The sequence below is a fragment of the Ruegeria sp. HKCCA0370 genome, assembly GCF_013033705.1.
Taxonomy (GTDB): Bacteria; Pseudomonadota; Alphaproteobacteria; order Rhodobacterales; family Rhodobacteraceae; genus Ruegeria.
The window spans coordinates 120,201-136,449 of the sequence record NZ_WQEP01000003.1; the positions used below are offsets into that span (position 1 = coordinate 120,201).

Genomic DNA, 16,249 nt, shown 5'->3' on the forward strand with positions numbered 1-16,249 from the left:
CATTCTCAGCAAGTTGAGCGGGTGCATGATCCGCGTGGGCGATTGCACAATTCAGGACTGTGCTAAACAAAGTGTTAACCAGCCCGTTCGGGAAACAACCGGGCAAGCCCGTCAGCAGACGCCTCGCTGACGCCGCGCTCGGTGATAAGCCCCGTCACCAGCCGGTTTGGGGTGACATCAAAGGCAGGATTGCCACCTTCCGTGCCGTCTGGCGTCACGCGTACATCCGAGATGTTCCCCTGCCCATCAACCCCCATGACATGGGTGACTTCCCTGGAATCACGTTCTTCGATCGGGATTTCGGCGACTCCGTCGCGAACGGTCCAGTCAATCGTAGGGGAGGGCAGGGCGACGTAAAATGGCACACCGTTGTCCCTCGCAGCCAAAGCTTTCAGATAGGTCCCGATCTTGTTGCAAACATCACCTTGGGCCGTGGTTCGGTCCGTGCCCGTAATCACCAAATCAACCAGGCCGTGCTGCATCAAATGACCGCCGGCATTGTCCACGATGTAACGATGTGGAATGCCATGTTCGCCCAATTCCCAGGATGTCAGCGCTCCCTGGTTGCGTGGTCTGGTTTCATCCACCCAGACGTGCAAGGGGATGCCCGCGTCATGTGCGTGATACATCGGGCTTGTGGCCGTGCCCCAATCCACAGTCGCCAGCCATCCCGCATTGCAATGCGTCAGCAACCGAACCGGTTCTCCGGCGGGTTTTCGGGCCGCGATATCCTTGATCAGTTCCAACCCGTGCCGGCCGATTGCCGCGTTGATCTCGACATCTTCGTCTGCAATCTCCTGTGCCAGCGACCAGGCGCGCTCGGCACGGTCACCCGGAGCAAGCGGCATCAGCGCTTCTCGGCATCTGTCCAATGCCCAGCGCAGGTTGATTGCCGTGGGTCGGGTTGCATGCAAAACGTCATACGCGGCATCAAAGGAGGCTTCGGAACTGTCCCGAGACATCTGCTCGGCAATTCCAAACGCAGCGGTCGCGCCTATCAAGGGTGCGCCCCTGACCCACATATCCCGTATCGCAGCTGCAAATTCATCAAGGGTTTTCAGGGTTACGACCCGAAAATCATGCGGCAACCACCTTTGGTCGATGATCCGAACCACGCCTGCCGGTTTGTCCCACCAAATAGACCGATAATGGGTGCCTTGTACTTTCATAACGCAGTCTCCGTGTTCGAAAAGCCTGATCGGAATTCAAGCACAGGGTGCGTTCTAATGAGGTACTTGTAAACGGGCGTTTCTGAATTCGGGTCAGTATTTGATCTGGAAAAAGGAATGGTCATCCCTTTCTGGCGGCACGTATTTCCCGTTCCAAGGCGTCCAGAAACCGCGAGCGGTCGGCTTTGCCGAAGGGTCGCCCACCGCCGCCGGTTCCCAACGGATTGGCCGCGCGCAGATCGGCCATCAAGTCACGCATTGCCAGTTGTTGGCCAATATTTGCCGCAGTGAAGGTTTCACCATTCGGGCGCAGCACGCGTGCGCCCGCTTCGACGCATTTTGCGGCCAAAGGGATGTCAGACGTTATGACGACATCCCCTTCTCCACAGCCGTCGGCAATCCATTTGTCCGCCTCATCGGCGCCTTCGGATACGACAATGACCTGCACCAGCGGGTTGGCCGATGGACGAAGCCCGCCATTGGACACCAGCGCCATCGGCACTTTGTGCCGCGTCGCGACCCGTTCGGCCTCAGCTTTTACGGGACAGGCATCGCCATCGACATACAGCGTCGTCACGCCTTCTTTGCCTCTTTCTTTGCCGGTTCCACCGGTTTCTTTTTGACCTTGAATTCCTCGGGTATGGGCATGCGGTTGAACGCATCCAACCCCGCGATTTTATACGCTTCTGCAAGTGTCGGGTAGTTGAACGTGTTCTGAACGAAGTAGTCCACCGTACCTTTCAGGTTCAGCACGGCCTGCGCGATATGGATCAACTCCGTCGCGCCTTCACCAACGATCTGGACACCCAGCACCCTGCGGGTCTTGAGCGAGAACAGCATTTTCAACATGCCGTGTTCCAGCCCCATGATATGCCCGCGTGAAGTCTCGCGGAATCGCGCGACGCCGACCTCGTAGGGGATGTTGCGCTCCTGCAATTCTTCTTCCGACATTCCGCAGGTTGATATTTCGGGCACTGAATAGATGCCATAGGGGTACCACGGGCTCTCCGGCAGCGTGGGCGTTTCAAGCGCGTGACAGGCAGCCACGCGCCCCTGCTGCAAAGAGGTCGATGCCAGTGACGGATGTCCGATCACATCGCCCGTGGCATAGATATGCGGCACCGCCGTTTGATATGTCTTGCGGTCTACCTTGATCCGGTTGCGGTGGTCTGTTTCCAGCCCGACGGCATCCAGATTGAGTTTGGACGTCGCCCCCATGCGTCCGGCCGCAAACAGAAGCATTTCAGCGCGAACGTGGCGACCGTTTTCAAGGGTCACTTCCACATGTTCACCGGCGTCTTCAATTTTCTCGACAGCCGAGCCCAAACGCAGGTCGACACCGTTTTCCCGGATCTGATGGGTAAAGTCGTGGATCAACCGGCTGTCGATGAAATCCAGAAACGTGTCGCGGGGTTCAATCAGCGTCACACGCACGTCCAGGGCTGAAAACATCGTGGCATATTCTACGCCAATGACCCCGGCACCGATAACGACCAACGAGCGCGGAATCTCAGCCATTTCCAGAAATTCATCACCGTCCACTACCGTTTTGCCGTTGAACGGGACATAATCCGGTCGATAGGTTTTCGTACCTGTCGCGATCAGGAACTTCGCGGCCGTCACACGCGTTGTTTCCCCGGCATCGGTTGCGACCTCTACTTCGTGCGGCCCGACAAATCTGGCCAGGCCGTCGAGGGTTTCGACGTGGTTCCGATTGAACTGATGCTCCAACACATCGACTTCATGGTCGAGGGTCATATGCAGGCGGGCTTTCAAGTCTTCTGCCCGGATCTGATCCTTTACCCGGTATGAACGCCCGTAAAAGCTGCGCTCGCGCCAGCCCGACAGGTTCAGAACCGTTTCGCGCAAGGTCTTGGACGGAATTGTCCCGGTGTGGACAGAGACGCCACCAAAACGGTCTTTGCGGTCGATGACCAGCACACGCCGTTTCAGTTTGCCTGCCTGAATCGCCGCAGAACGCCCAGAAGGCCCCGACCCTATGATGATCAGGTCATAATCGTAGCTGCTCATCCCTCAGTCTCCGTACAGTGCCTCGGCATGGAAGATGACGTGATCTTCCATAAACGTGGACACAAAGAAGTACGAATGATCGTAACCCGGCTGGAAGCGATACGTCGCTTGCTGGCGACGTTCGGCGATGGCTTGCGCCAACGCTTCGGGGCGCAGAAAATCCATGAACTGATCGTTTGCACCGGTGTCGATCAGGATCGGACCGTCGAAGCCGGTTTTCTTCATCAACAAGGACGCATCGTGTTTTGACCAAAGCGCTTCGTCGTCACCAAGGTAGGCGCTCAGCTGTTTGCGGCCCCAATCCGCTCCGGTCGGGTTCGAGATCGGCGCAAAGGCTGACACCGAACGGAAGCGTCCGGGCAGGTTCATGGCAAGTGTCAGGGCGCCGTGCCCCCCCATGGAATGGCCCGTAATGGCCTGGCGTTCGCTGTCGATGGCGAAGTTTTCGCACAGCAGGGCGGGCAGCTCTTCGGCAACATAGTCCCACATCCGAAAATGCGGCGCCCAAGGTTCCTGTGTCGCGTTCACATAGAACCCCGCGCCCTGACCCAGGTCGTAATCTTCGTGATCTGCGACGCCGTCACCACGCGGTGACGTATCTGGAAACACCACGGCAATTCCCTGTTCCGCGGCCCACGCCTGAGCCCCGGCTTTGGTCATCGCGTTTTCATGGGTGCAGGTCAATCCCGACAAATACCAAAGAACCGGGACCGGGCCGTCCTTGGCCTCGGCTGGAAGAAACAGGCCAAAAGTCATGTCACACTTGCACGACGAGGAAGCGTGGCGGTACACGCCCTGCACACCGCCGAAACAGGCATTTTCCGAAATGGTTTCCATCAGGCACCGTCCTTGTTTTCGAGTCGCAACATGGCTAACGATCCGCGGACCCGGCGTAAAGTCTGTGCGCCTTCGTTGAGAGTATTTTTCGAAAAGGTGAAGGTCAGAATGTGCCCGCCCAGGCGATCACCATCGGCACGGTGAGAATACTGACGATTGTGGATAGAAGGATTGCCGCCGACGCGCGATGCGGGGCAATGCCGTAATGCGCGGCCAGCATGTAAACATTGCCCGCCACAGGCAAAGCAGCGGCAGAGATGGCAACAGTTGCGGGAAAAGTATCAATCGGTATCAGCCATAACAGAGCGACCGCAACGCAGGCCGGATGGATCACCAGTTTGCAGAAGCTCAACCATGCCGCGATCTGGACACGTTCAGCCGACTTGTCCGCCAATGATGCACCAATGGCGAACAATGCACCCGGAGTTGCTGCCCCACCGAGAATGATAAGAAAATCGCCAAGAGGTTCAGGAACAGGCAATTGCAGCGAGGACCAGATGAGACCGGCCGAGATGGATACGATCATGGGATTGCGGACCAAACCCAGTCCGATCAGCTTGAAGGTGGTCGGGGTCAATCTACCGTCACGGCCGCCGTTGATCAGGATCACGATCAGGGAAGAGAACACGACCAGATCGACGGTCAGGACCAGCATCACGGGCCCGATCGCAGCCTCGGAGAACAAAAGGGAAAGCATGGGCAGCCCGAGGAACCCGACATTGCCGATGGCCGCGCACTGAGCCTCGACCGCAGCAGTCGGAATGTCGAGCCCGCGCAGCCAGGCGATGGCCGACGCCAGAACGTAAACGGTCATGGTTCCCAGCAGATATCCTAGGATGAGCCGGGCATTGAAAATCTCGGCAAAGGGAAGGGTGGCGGCAAAGCGAAACAGCATCGCCGACAATGCAAAGAAAAAGACGAACTTGGTCAGATATGCCGTGGCTTCAGCCGTGAAGAACCGCGTGCGCCCCGCCCAAAAGCCCAGGCCGATAATCGCGAAAAACGGAAGGGTGCGCAGAAATATTTCGACCATGGGCCCAGTCCTAGCACGGTTTGAACGCGCTGCAAGTCCCCGGCATCAAAGCAAATGCAACCTCCGCTTCGCTGAAATATTCGAGAATCGTTGTATCTAAACCGAACGGTTTATAAACTGGCGCGGCTATCGATCGAGGAGAAGACATGACCCAGACCGCCACCATCCTGCGCACCGGCCGAAAATTCGACCAGGTTCTGCGCGGGGCTCGAGAGGTTTTCATGGCGGATGGGTTTGAAGGGGCAAGTGTGGATGACATTGCCCGCGCGGCTGGCGTGTCAAAAGCAACGCTTTACAGCTATTTCCCGGACAAGCGCCTTTTGTTCATGGAAGTGGCCCAGACAGAATGCTGCCTGATGGCCGAGCGGGTCATCTCGATGATCGACGAAACCAAGCCTGCCCGCGAAGTGCTTCAGATCACGGCGACGCAATTGACGGCCTTCCTTGTTTCAGATTTCGCGCAGCAGGTTTTCAGGATCTGCGTTGCCGAACGCGACCGGTTTCCCGAGCTTGGTCGTGCGTTTTACGAGGCAGGGCCGCAAAACGGCCAGCGACAGATGGCCGAGTATCTGGAAAAAGCCGTGGCCAAGGGCGAATTGGCCATTGATGATGTACATATCGCTGCCGAGCAGTTTTCCGAACTGTGCAAAGTGCGGATCTGGACCCGGGCGGCTTTTGGTATTCAGAATACGTTCACCCAGGAAGAAATAGATCAGGTCGCTGCTCAGGCTGTTGACATGTTTCTTGCCCGTTACGGGGTCTGATCCATAAAAGTGATGGCCCGCGCCCGGAACAGGGGCGCAGACCATCGCTCACTCACCAAAACACTCGATACACAACAGTTTAAAGCTGTAAGTCTTGTAAAACCCTTTACTCGATGAAAGTTCTGGCCAGACGCTCGCTGACAGGCTGTGCCAGATATGCAATCACCGTGCGTTCGCCTTTGTTGACGAACAGGTCTGCGGGCATGCCGGGGGCCAAGTCCAAAGCCGCCACTTCGTCGGATTGCTGATCGTTCAGTTTGACCCGGGTCTTGAAATAGCTCTCGCCCGTGCGTTCGTCTTTCAACGCGTCGGTTGAGATATCAAAGAGGGAACCCCGGGCCTTGGGCGCATCGGCCTGCGCAAAAGCCGAAAAACGAATCCGTATGGCCTGCCCGATTTTCAGCTGGTTGATGTCGCCGGGATTGATCCGGCTCGAAATAGCCGAATTGCAACTGATCCAGCCCAGCTTCAAAATCCTCAACGATGTCGTTGCCGAAATTTACGCAAAACTGGAACGTATCTGCTCCTGAGCCACCGACAAGGATGTCGTCGCCGTCCGCTCCGTTCAGCGCATTGGTCAGATCGCTGCCGACAATCACGTCGCCATCAGCCGAGTCAATGACGTACTCAATTGAAAACAGTCCATCGGTTTCGACCTGGTTCGAGATCACGTCCTGACCGATGACACCTGTGCCCCCTTATGCGTTCACATTCAGCGTGGCGCATGCCTCCGCCAGCGATTCCTATACAACCGGGCCGTTTTGGCCGACCGGCGCATTGTACAGATGGATGGCCGAAACTGCGCCGGGGATGGGCGTGTTCAGGTCAGCTTCGTTCCGCCCGACAACGCTCAGTTCGCTGGAATACGAGACTTCTCCGGTCGCCGAATTCCGGGTGATGACTACGGTCGCGTGGCCGGTGACCTTGCTGTCCAAGGCCGGCCCGGGCTCTTGCTCCGCGTTCAGGCTACCGCTCAGGGTGACGGTGCGAATGTCACCCTTGGCCAACCAGATCAAAAAACTTAAACAGGAATTGGGAACCGATCTGTTCCTGCGCCTCAACAACGAGGTGCGCCCGGCACTGTACGGTGCCTGTGTCGTTGAACGGGCTGGGCGCCTTCTGAACGATGCGCAGAAAATCCGTGACACCGCAACCGAGTTCCGCGACCCCGAAGCAGTTCCTTTAACCGTCGGAAGGACTCCGACTTAGGCCCCTTATCTGACCGGGTATTTCTCTGAACCCTTCAGCTCGCTGTTTCTAAGGATGGGGGTCACGCTGGTCGAGGATCTGCCTGAAAAAATGTTGCGTATGGTCGATGATCACTTGCTGGACATGGCGCTTGCGGCGAAGATCAACAGCAGCGCTAGCTTGAATTTCACTTCAATCTGGTCGGAACTATTGTTTCTGGCCCTTCGAAAAGGGCAACCGCTTTGCGCCTTGTCGTCCACCACCCCAGAGGATGTTCCGCCATATGATTTCATCCGGCTTCCACACGGTTTCGGATACGAACTTGAGGGGAGGCTTCCCAAACATGACGGATCAACCCGGATCAGCAGACGTTTCGACCTGACCACGCTGAGGTTCGAGACGATCTGCCGCCATATTTGCCATTCCGACGATTGTACAATTGTCTCGGCCTTGGCCGCTGAACAACGAGAACCAAATCTCGGCTGCTTCGGACGCTGAACGGGCAAAGGTGACTGCCACGACAGTAAGGAAGGTGGGATCGAAGCGATAAGGTTTTGCCTCTATGTCAAAACCTGTTCGGTGCTCTGGCCTCAATACGTGGTGCGCATCTGGTATCCCTGATGGAAAGTCATGCGCACGAAAGTTACCGGATCGCTGCGAAACCATGTCGTGCGTTCCAGCTGAAACAACGGTGTGCCGGGCGGTACCGCCAGAAACTCCTGCAAATGCCCTGTTGCGGGGACGGCCGAGAAGGCAATTTCAGCGTTTGAAAACGGCACCTCGGACAGCAGCCATTCATTCGGCCCGGTGGTCAGGAAATCTTCGTCGAGAACCTGAGGCACGGTGCTGACGTTGATCCAGCGTTCCTCGAACTGGAATGGACGGTTGTCGGCGTGGTGCATACATTGCAGATGGACGACCTGCGCACCTTCCGGGATGTTCAGCTTTGCCTGCAACCACGCGGGGCAATCGATCAGTGTTCGGCTGACCAGAGCATAGCGGTATTCGGCGTTCATTTCTTCGATGGTCTGCCGAACGACAGTGATCGGTAATTTCGCCTGTTTTACCGGTGTGGTCACAACACGCGTGCCACCCTTGCGTTTGCGGGTGACAATTCCCTGTTCGGCAAGTTCCCGCAGCGCCCGATTGACCGTCGCCCGTGCAACGCCGAATTCGGCTGCCAGTTCCATCTCGGTGGGCAACAGGCTGCCCTGTGGCCAGACACGGGTTTGAATGCGGTTCACGACTTCGTCCCGAATGTCCTGAAAGCCGAGAGGTTTTTGATCGGTCACGTGGTGTTCATCCAATTAGGTACAAACATATTGCTATTATGAGGCCATTTTTGTCAGCCCGTAAAGGCGGCAGCAAGCTCAAAGCCTCGGCATGAGATCAGCCATGGCCCGCCGATAGCCGGATACGATCCGATCCCGAGCAATATGGCGGCCCCGGCGTACCTGATGGCGGCCAGCCGACCACAGATCGGTCACTACGTGGTCCTTCGCGGCAAAGACCAACCCGTCGAGCAACTGTTCAGGACGCAGGGCACAAAGTGCCGGATCCTGGCTGTCGATGGCAACAAGATCCGCCAGCATCCCTGCTGCGATCTGGCCCGCCGCGCGACCCAGGGCCTGCGCACCGCCCAAAGCCGCATTGCAATACAGTGTCTGTCCAACCGAACCGTCCCCTTCGACCAGGACATTGCGCGACAGGTCTCGCAGGCGTTGGGAATACTCCAGCGTACGCAGTTCCTCTGTCATCGAAACCAACACGTTTGAATCCGACCCGACCCCGAAACGACCACCGGCTTCAAGAAAGACGGCCCCATTGAAAGGGCCATCCCCCAAATTGGCCTCGGTGATCGGGCAAAGCCCCGCGACCGCGCCCGTTGCGGCCATATCGCGGGTTTCCTTTTCCGTCATGTGAGTGGCGTGGATGAGGCACCAGCGATGGTTTACCGTTGCATTGCTCAGCAGCCATTCCACCGGGCGGGCGCCCAGACCCTCGTGAACCTGCTCAACTTCCATGGGTTGTTCCGCAATGTGAATATGGACAGGTCCCGTCTTTTTTGCGTCCAGAACCCGGGCAAGATCTTGCGGTGATGTCGCGCGCAAGGAATGTGGGGCAATGCCTATCTGACAGTCATCCGGCAGATCGCCCAGTGCCGCCTGCGCCTGTTCGACCAACGCCAGATAGCGGTCCACATCATTGCCAAATCGTTGCTGTCCCGATTCCAACGGTTGCTCGCCGACCCCTGCGTAAGAATAAAGTACGGGCAGATGCGTCAGCCCGATTCCCGTCTCGTCCGCAGCAGCCATGATCCGCTGGGACAGCTCTGCAAGATTGTCATAAGGTGTGCCGTCTGGCTGGTGATGCAGATAATGGAATTCACCAACCGAGGCGTAACCGGCTTCCTGCATCTCCATATAGACCAGAGCGGCAATCGCCTGCACGTGATCAGGCGTCAGGTGCTGGGTGAAACGATACATCAGTTCCCGCCACGTCCAGAAACTGTCGCGACCGGCCTTTCGGTATTCGGTCATGCCTGCCATCGCGCGCTGAAATGCGTGGCTGTGCAGATTGGCCAATGCGGGCAGCAAAGTGTCGACGCAAGTGTCACCCTCTTGCGCCGTCGCGCCCTGTTGCAGCGACAATATCAGCCCTTGGCTGATTTCCACCCGCAGGTTCGTAGCCCAACCAGTGCTCAATAATGCGCGATTAGCGAAGATAGCCATTTTCCACCTCATTTTATGCATAGACATATAAATGATAGAAATGTACTAGAAAAGCAGGAAATGCACGGAGGGTGCGAGTCACATGCAGACGCAAACGCAGGTTTTGACGGATCTTGACGCCGCAACGATGACCGCAGGCGGTGCGCCATACGGTTTGGTCCCGGAAGCCGCGATCGCGTTGCAGGACGGGCGCATCGCATGGGTCGGCCCTGTTGCGGATCTTCCTCCTCGTTTTGCCGACCAGCCAAGGGCTCGAATGGGTGGGCGCCTGGTTACGCCCGCCTTTATCGATTGCCACACCCACGTGGTTCACGGTGGCCATCGCGCCGCAGAGTTCGAAATGCGCCTGAACGGCGCAAGCTATGAAGAGGTCGCCCGCGCCGGGGGTGGAATCATCTCGACCGTAAAGGCCACGCGTGCAGCCGGAGTGGAGGAGTTGGTCGCACAGGCATTGCCGCGAGTTGATGCGATGCTGGCCGAAGGGGTATCGGTCATCGAAGTGAAGTCCGGTTACGGATTGGATGACGATACCGAATTGAACATGTTGCGCGCGGCTCGGGCGTTGCCGGATCATCGTCCCGTCCGCGTTCTGACCAGCTTTCTGGGGGCGCATGCGGTGCCTCAGGACTATAAGGGCTGGGCGTCGGACTACATTCATCAGGTCTGCATTCCCACGCTTCGCGCCGCTCATGCCGAGGGATTGGTCGATGCGGTCGATGCCTTCTGCGAAGGCATTGCTTTTCAACCGGAAGAGTTGATCCCACTGTTTGAAGTCGCGACAGATCTTGGCTTGCCGATCAAGATCCACGCCGAACAATTGTCGAATTTGGGCGGCGCAAAACTGGCTGCCGGATACGGCGCGCTTTCGGCAGATCATATAGAATATCTTGACGAAGCAGGTGTTCAGGCCATGGCGCGGGCCGGAACCGTAGGCGTCATTTTGCCGGGTGCGTTCTACACACTGCGCGAAACACAGGCGCCACCGATTGACCTGTTGCGCCAGCACGGTGTGCCCATGGCGCTTGCCACGGATTGCAACCCCGGTTCGGCGCCGATGACCTCGTTGCTGCTTGCGATGAACATGGGCTGCACCCTGTTTCGCATGACGCCAGAAGAGGCCCTTAAGGGCGTGACGACCCACGCGGCCCGCGCTCTCGGGTTGGCTGACTGCGGTCAGATCTCAGTCGGGCGGCACGCTGATCTGGCGGTTTGGAATGTCGAACACCCTGCGGAGTTGGCCTATCGCATCGGCTTCAACCCTCTTCATACCCGCATATTCGGAGGTATATTTTGACGACCCTCACCCTTACCCCGGGCACCGTTACCCTGTCGCAGCTGGAACAGGTCTTTCGCGAAGAGTGCGCTGTTCGGTTGGACCCCGCTTGCCGCCCGTCCGTCGAAGAAGCGCACAAGCGCATCGCCGATGCGGCGGCGGGCGCGGCCGCCGTATATGGCGTGAACACAGGGTTCGGGAAGCTGGCCAGCGTCAAAATCGCGGCCGAGGACACAGCAACCTTGCAGCGCAACCTGATCCTCAGCCATTGCTGCGGCGTGGGCCCTGCGATCCCGCGCGCCCTTGCCAGATTGATGATGGTTCTGAAATTGCTGAGCCTGGGGCGCGGGGCCTCGGGGGTTCGGCCAGAAGTAATCAACCTGCTGGAAGGGATGTTGTCCAAAGGTGTGACCCCGGTGATCCCGGCGCAGGGTTCGGTCGGGGCTTCGGGTGATCTTGCGCCCTTGTCCCACATGGCTGCCGTCATGATGGGCGCTGGTGATGCCGAATTCGGTGGCGATGTGATGCCCGGTGACGCTGCGCTGTCCAAAGCGGGTCTGCACCCGATCGAACTGGGCCCCAAAGAAGGGCTGGCGCTGATCAATGGCACCCAGTTTTCGACGGCCTTTGCGCTGTCCGGCCTGTTTGGCGCGTGGCAGGCGGCGCAAAGCGCGCTGGTTACCTCGGCGCTGACGACGGATGCGATCATGGGTTCGACCGCCCCGTTGCAACCGGAAATCCACACGTTGCGCGGGCATCGCGGGCAGATCGAGGCCGGCGTGACCATGCGAGCGCTGCTGGCCGGGTCGGTCATTCGTGAAAGCCATCGGGATGGCGATACCCGGGTTCAGGACCCGTATTGTATCCGCTGCCAGCCTCAGGTGGTTGGCGCCGCGATGGATGTGCTGAGGCAGGCTGCAACAACGCTGGAAATCGAGGCCAACGCGGCGACGGACAATCCTCTGGTTTTATCGGAAACCGGCCTAATCGTTTCGGGCGGGAATTTTCACGCCGAACCCGTTGGGTTTGCCGCAGACATGATTGCGCTTGCCGTGGCCGAGATCGGGGCAATTGCGCAACGCCGCATTGCGTTGATCGTCGATCCGGCGCTCAGCTTTGATCTGCCGCCTTTTCTGACGCCCAATCCGGGTCTGAATTCGGGCTATATGATCGCTGAGGTGACGACCGCCGCACTGATGAGCGAAAACAAGCATCTGGCCACTCCATGCGTGACGGACTCGACGCCCACATCGGCCAATCAGGAAGATCACGTTTCGATGGCGGCCCATGGTGCTCGGCGATTGGGGCAGATGGTTGCCAATCTGGAACGCATTCTGGGGGTCGAACTGCTGTGTGCCACACAAGGGGTCGAGTTCCGCGCGCCGCTGCCTACGAGCGATACGTTGCAGGCCGTGATGGCACGGTTGCGCGCCGTGGTGCCGGCCTTGGGTGACGATCGCTATATGGCACCCGAGATCGAAGCAGCCTCGGCCCTGATTGCCAGTGGTGAGATTGCCCGTGGCACGGGCATCGCCATGCCGGAACTTGGCGCATGAGCGGCCCGGTCGAGATTTCGCGCGGTGACGGTCCGACCGTGCTGGGTCTGCCGCATACCGGCACCCATGTTCCGGCCACGATCGAGGCCAAGTTGAATGCGCGGGGTAAAGCTCTAGCAGATACGGATTGGCATGTTCATACCTTGTATGAAGGACTTCTGCCCAGTGCGACCACGGTTCGGGCGACCTTCCACCGATATGTGATCGACGCCAACCGGGATCCGTCGGGCGTGTCGCTTTATCCCGGCCAGAACACGACCTCTCTTGTGCCGCTGACGGATTTTGACGGCAAGGGCATCTGGGACATCCCGCCTTCGGAAAAGGATATCCTCGAACGACGGGAAGCTTTTCATGCACCGTATCATGCCGCCTTGAAGGCCGAGCTGGAACGCGTGAAGGCGGCCCATGGGGTTGCGGTGCTGTATGATTGCCACTCGATCCGCAGTCATATTCCTTTTCTGTTCGAAGGTACTCTGCCCGATATGAGCATCGGCACGAACAATGGGGCGACCTGCGCGCCGGAAATCGAAGCCCTAACGCATGAATTCGCGGCGTCCTCGCCCTATACGGCTGTTCTGAATGGGCGGTTCAAGGGCGGATGGACAACGCGCCATTATGGGCGCCCCTCGGAAGGGGTTCACGCGATCCAGATGGAGCTGGCTCAGTCGACCTACCTGAAAACTGAAGCGCCGCCCTGGGCTTTTGACACCGACAAAGCCGACCGCCTGCGCCGGTGGCTCAAAGACATTCTTGACGCTATCCACGACACTGCATTGGAGCTTGCCCGATGACCGATCCTCGCAAAAATACCCGTGACATCTATCCCCCGACAGGGCCCGAACTGAACGCCAAAAGCTGGATGACCGAGGCCCCGATGCGGATGCTGATGAACAATCTGCACCCGGATGTGGCCGAGAATCCGCATGAACTGGTTGTCTATGGCGGGATCGGCCGTGCCGCGCGGACGTGGAAAGATTTTGACACCATCGTTGCCAGCCTCAAGGACCTCGAGGAAGATGAAACGCTGGTGGTGCAATCCGGCAAACCGGTCGCCATCGTTCGGACGCATACCGATGCACCTCGGGTGCTGATCGCGAACTCGAACCTCGTGCCGCATTGGGCCAACTGGGACCACTTCAACGAGCTCGATAAGAAGGGCCTGATGATGTACGGCCAGATGACGGCCGGTTCGTGGATCTATATCGGGACGCAGGGCATCGTTCAGGGCACCTACGAAACCTTCGCCGAGGCGGGACGCCAACACTATGACGGGGACCTGACCGGCAAGTGGATTCTGACTGGCGGTTTGGGCGGCATGGGTGGCGCGCAACCTCTGGCGGCGGTCTTTGCAGGGGCGTGTTGCCTGGCCGTCGAGTGCAATCCAGACAGCATCGATTTCCGCCTGCGCACCAAGTATCTCGACGAAAAGGCCGAGACGCTGGACGAAGCGCTGGAAATGATCGACCGCTGGACCAGGGCGGGCGAGGCGAAATCGGTCGGTTTGCTGGGCAATGCGGCCGAGATTTTCCCCGAAATCTATCGGCGGATGCAGGCGGGCGGGATGCGCCCTGACATCGTGACCGACCAGACCAGCGCCCATGATCCGGTCAACGGCTATCTGCCATTGGGCTGGGGCATGGCGCAGTGGAAAGACAAGAGGGAAAGCGACCCCAAGGCCGTGGAAAAGGCAGCCCGAGCGTCGATGAAGCAACACGTGGCCGCCATGGTCGATTTCTGGAACGCGGGCGTGCCAACCCTGGACTATGGCAACAACATCCGGCAGGTGGCGCAGGACGAAGGTTTGGAAAACGCCTTTGCCTTTCCCGGTTTCGTGCCCGCCTATATCCGCCCGTTGTTCTGCCGCGGCATTGGCCCGTTCCGCTGGTGCGCACTGTCGGGTGATCCCGAGGACATCTACAAAACCGACGCAAAGATGAAGGAACTGTTCCCCGACAACACCCATCTGCACAACTGGCTCGACATGGCGCAGGAGCGCATCGCCTTTCAGGGCCTTCCCGCGCGCATCTGCTGGATCGGGTTGGGCGACCGCCACAAGGCTGGGCTGGCATTCAACGAGATGGTCAAAACCGGAGAACTGAAGGCGCCGGTCGTCATCGGTCGCGACCACCTCGACAGCGGCTCGGTCGCGTCGCCGAACCGCGAAACCGAGGCGATGAAGGACGGCTCGGACGCCGTTTCGGATTGGCCGCTGCTGAACGCGCTGGTCAATACCGCCTCGGGCGCGACATGGGTCTCGCTGCACCACGGAGGCGGCGTTGGCATGGGTTTCAGTCAACATGCGGGTGTCGTGATTTGTGCCGACGGAACCGATGCAGCGGCCAGACGTCTCGAACGGGTTCTGTGGAACGATCCGGCTTCTGGCGTCTGGCGTCACGCAGATGCGGGTTATGCGGACGCCAAGGCCTGCGCACGTGAACACGGGCTGCGTCTGCCGGGGATTCTGGGCTGATTTGCCATTCATCTTTGAATTTGTCTGCATGGCTTAGCGCTAACGTCTCATTTTCCGGTTTCGAACCGAGGATGTTTCCGCTAGGGCTAAGCCGTTAAGCAGCCCGCCAGGCTAACGACAACTGACAAAGGTGGCTCGCCCGTTGCTCGATATTGCACAAGTCCGCACTGTTCTTTCGGACGTCTATGACCTCGCCCCATCGGCCACGTTGGCCAATGAGATGAAAGACACGTTTGCCCGTATGGATCGTGTGATCAGCCCGCCGGATTGGGCGATCTATGCGCCCTATGTGCGGGCGATCAACGCGCTCAAGAAAGAGCGTAACGCCGTGATCCTTGGGCACAATTACATGACGCCGGAAATCTATCATGGTGTGTCCGATTTCGTGGGTGACAGCCTGCAACTGGCGATCAAGGCCAGCGAGGTGGAAGAGGATGTGATCGTTCAGGCCGGGGTTCATTTCATGGCCGAGACATCGAAAATTCTGAGCCCCGGGAAAACTGTTCTGATGCCCGACATGGATGCGGGCTGTTCTTTGGCAGAATCGATTACTGCCGAAGGAATCGACGAAATGCGGGCCAAATACCCCGGCGCGCCAGTTGTGTCTTACGTGAACACCACTGCCGAGGTCAAAGCGGCTTCGGATATCTGCTGCACCTCGTCGAACGCCTTGCAGATCGTGAATGCCATGGAGAGCGACACGGTCATCATGACGCCGGATCAATATCTGGCTCAAAACGTGGCCAATGAAAGCCACAAGAACGTGGTGTACTGGCCCGGTTCCTGCATCGTGCATGAACAATACACCGCACAGGACCTGCGCGACTTCCGCGAATGGAACCCCGGAACGCGCCTGATTGCGCATCCGGAATGCCCGCCGGATGTGGTGTCCGAGGCGGATTATTCCGGTTCGACCAGCGGGATCATCAAATATGTGCATGATGAGAAACCCGAAAAGGCGATGCTGATCACCGAATGTTCGATGGCGTCGAACATCGCGGGTGAACTGCCCGAGGTCGATTTCGTAGGGCCGTGCAATATGTGCCCGTACATGAAAAAGATCACGCTGGAAAAGATCCTCTATGCGCTGCACACGATGGACGGCCAGGTCGAGGTCGCCGAAGACGTGGCAGAGAAGGCCCGCAAATCTGTTCAGGCGATGATTGATCTGTCCCGCAAGCTCGGCATCTGATCGG

The 16,249-nt window shown here is 58.5% G+C and carries 16 protein-coding genes; 8 read left to right on the plus strand and 8 right to left on the minus strand.

Translation table 11 applies throughout. The features are described 5' to 3' along the window. Positions 1-74: 74 nt before the first annotated feature. From mtnA to GOW31_RS09260, 5 genes are all read right to left on the minus strand, one after another. Positions 75-1,169, minus strand: a complete 1,095-nt coding sequence (gene mtnA / locus GOW31_RS09240; protein WP_171169495.1) for an S-methyl-5-thioribose-1-phosphate isomerase — start codon at positions 1,167-1,169, stop codon at positions 75-77. Between the two features lie 121 nt (positions 1,170-1,290). Beyond that, positions 1,291-1,746 carry a YaiI/YqxD family protein gene (locus GOW31_RS09245; RefSeq protein ID WP_171169497.1) on the minus strand — a complete coding sequence of 152 codons (456 nt, stop codon included), beginning with the start codon at positions 1,744-1,746 and terminating at the stop codon, positions 1,291-1,293. After that, entirely contained in the window at positions 1,743-3,200 is a 1,458-nt protein-coding gene (sthA, locus tag GOW31_RS09250) for a Si-specific NAD(P)(+) transhydrogenase (protein ID WP_152460208.1), read from the minus strand. Before sthA ends, GOW31_RS09245 begins: the two co-directional genes overlap by 4 nt. Before the next feature lie 3 nt (positions 3,201-3,203). Continuing rightward, complete coding sequence (fghA, locus tag GOW31_RS09255) at positions 3,204-4,037, minus strand: S-formylglutathione hydrolase (protein WP_171119176.1); 834 nt, start codon at positions 4,035-4,037, stop codon at positions 3,204-3,206. A gap of 103 nt (positions 4,038-4,140) precedes the next feature. Then, positions 4,141-5,070, minus strand: coding sequence for an AEC family transporter (locus GOW31_RS09260; protein WP_171119178.1), 930 nt, complete (start codon positions 5,068-5,070; stop codon positions 4,141-4,143). 146 nt (positions 5,071-5,216) lie between these two features. Between GOW31_RS09260 and GOW31_RS09265 the strand changes: the two genes are divergently transcribed. Beyond that, entirely contained in the window at positions 5,217-5,834 is a 618-nt protein-coding gene (locus tag GOW31_RS09265) for a TetR/AcrR family transcriptional regulator (RefSeq protein WP_171169500.1), read from the plus strand. 106 nt (positions 5,835-5,940) lie between these two features. On the opposite strand, the gene GOW31_RS09270 is transcribed toward GOW31_RS09265, so the two are convergent. Next, a complete protein-coding gene (locus GOW31_RS09270; protein WP_171169502.1) occupies positions 5,941-6,315 on the minus strand; it encodes an HlyD family secretion protein in 375 nt (124 codons plus the stop codon). A gap of 308 nt (positions 6,316-6,623) precedes the next feature. Here GOW31_RS09270 and GOW31_RS09275 point away from each other — a divergent pair, with 308 nt between their 5' ends. Both GOW31_RS09275 and GOW31_RS09280 read left to right on the plus strand, forming a co-directional pair. Continuing rightward, positions 6,624-7,043, plus strand: coding sequence for a hypothetical protein (locus tag GOW31_RS09275; RefSeq protein ID WP_171169504.1), 420 nt, complete (start codon positions 6,624-6,626; stop codon positions 7,041-7,043). Between the two features lie 42 nt (positions 7,044-7,085). Further along, positions 7,086-7,520 carry a LysR family transcriptional regulator substrate-binding protein gene (locus GOW31_RS09280; RefSeq protein ID WP_305849411.1) on the plus strand — a complete coding sequence of 145 codons (435 nt, stop codon included), beginning with the start codon at positions 7,086-7,088 and terminating at the stop codon, positions 7,518-7,520. A 92-nt stretch (positions 7,521-7,612) separates the two neighbouring features. On the opposite strand, the gene GOW31_RS09285 is transcribed toward GOW31_RS09280, so the two are convergent. Together GOW31_RS09285 and GOW31_RS09290 are read right to left on the minus strand one after the other, a co-directional pair. After that, entirely contained in the window at positions 7,613-8,314 is a 702-nt protein-coding gene (locus GOW31_RS09285) for a GntR family transcriptional regulator (protein ID WP_152460215.1), read from the minus strand. A 78-nt stretch (positions 8,315-8,392) separates the two neighbouring features. Next, entirely contained in the window at positions 8,393-9,754 is a 1,362-nt protein-coding gene (locus GOW31_RS09290) for a formimidoylglutamate deiminase (RefSeq protein WP_171169508.1), read from the minus strand. 82 nt (positions 9,755-9,836) lie between these two features. Between GOW31_RS09290 and hutI the strand changes: the two genes are divergently transcribed. From hutI to nadA, 5 genes are all read left to right on the plus strand, one after another. Next, positions 9,837-11,048 (plus strand): imidazolonepropionase, encoded by a 1,212-nt coding sequence (hutI, locus tag GOW31_RS09295; RefSeq protein WP_171169510.1) that lies wholly within the window; start codon positions 9,837-9,839, stop codon positions 11,046-11,048. Next, a complete protein-coding gene (hutH, locus tag GOW31_RS09300; RefSeq protein ID WP_171169512.1) occupies positions 11,045-12,583 on the plus strand; it encodes a histidine ammonia-lyase in 1,539 nt (512 codons plus the stop codon). Before hutI ends, hutH begins: the two co-directional genes overlap by 4 nt. Beyond that, complete coding sequence (hutG, locus tag GOW31_RS09305) at positions 12,580-13,374, plus strand: N-formylglutamate deformylase (RefSeq protein WP_171169514.1); 795 nt, start codon at positions 12,580-12,582, stop codon at positions 13,372-13,374. Before hutH ends, hutG begins: the two co-directional genes overlap by 4 nt. Continuing rightward, positions 13,371-15,053: a urocanate hydratase gene (gene hutU, locus GOW31_RS09310; RefSeq protein ID WP_171169516.1), complete on the plus strand. Its 1,683-nt coding sequence runs from the start codon at positions 13,371-13,373 to the stop codon at positions 15,051-15,053. Before hutG ends, hutU begins: the two co-directional genes overlap by 4 nt. Before the next feature lie 142 nt (positions 15,054-15,195). Next, the gene (nadA, locus tag GOW31_RS09315) at positions 15,196-16,245 is read left to right on the plus strand and encodes a quinolinate synthase NadA (protein ID WP_171169518.1); all 1,050 of its coding nucleotides are present in this window, start codon (positions 15,196-15,198) and stop codon (positions 16,243-16,245) included. Positions 16,246-16,249 lie beyond the last annotated feature (4 nt).

Excerpts from the sequence above, each read along its gene's own strand:
- mtnA (WP_171169495.1), bottom strand. The coding sequence starts at position 1,169 with ATGAAAGTACAAGGCACCCATTATCGGTCTATTTGGTGGGACAAACCG.
- sthA (WP_152460208.1), bottom strand. The coding sequence starts at position 3,200 with ATGAGCAGCTACGATTATGACCTGATCATCATAGGGTCGGGGCCTTCT.
- fghA (WP_171119176.1), bottom strand. The coding sequence starts at position 4,037 with ATGGAAACCATTTCGGAAAATGCCTGTTTCGGCGGTGTGCAGGGCGTG.
- GOW31_RS09260 (WP_171119178.1), bottom strand. The coding sequence starts at position 5,070 with ATGGTCGAAATATTTCTGCGCACCCTTCCGTTTTTCGCGATTATCGGC.
- GOW31_RS09265 (WP_171169500.1), top strand. The coding sequence starts at position 5,217 with ATGACCCAGACCGCCACCATCCTGCGCACCGGCCGAAAATTCGACCAG.
- GOW31_RS09275 (WP_171169504.1), top strand. The coding sequence starts at position 6,624 with ATGGCCGAAACTGCGCCGGGGATGGGCGTGTTCAGGTCAGCTTCGTTC.
- GOW31_RS09290 (WP_171169508.1), bottom strand. The coding sequence starts at position 9,754 with ATGGCTATCTTCGCTAATCGCGCATTATTGAGCACTGGTTGGGCTACG.
- hutI (WP_171169510.1), top strand. The coding sequence starts at position 9,837 with ATGCAGACGCAAACGCAGGTTTTGACGGATCTTGACGCCGCAACGATG.
- hutG (WP_171169514.1), top strand. The coding sequence starts at position 12,580 with ATGAGCGGCCCGGTCGAGATTTCGCGCGGTGACGGTCCGACCGTGCTG.
- hutU (WP_171169516.1), top strand. The coding sequence starts at position 13,371 with ATGACCGATCCTCGCAAAAATACCCGTGACATCTATCCCCCGACAGGG.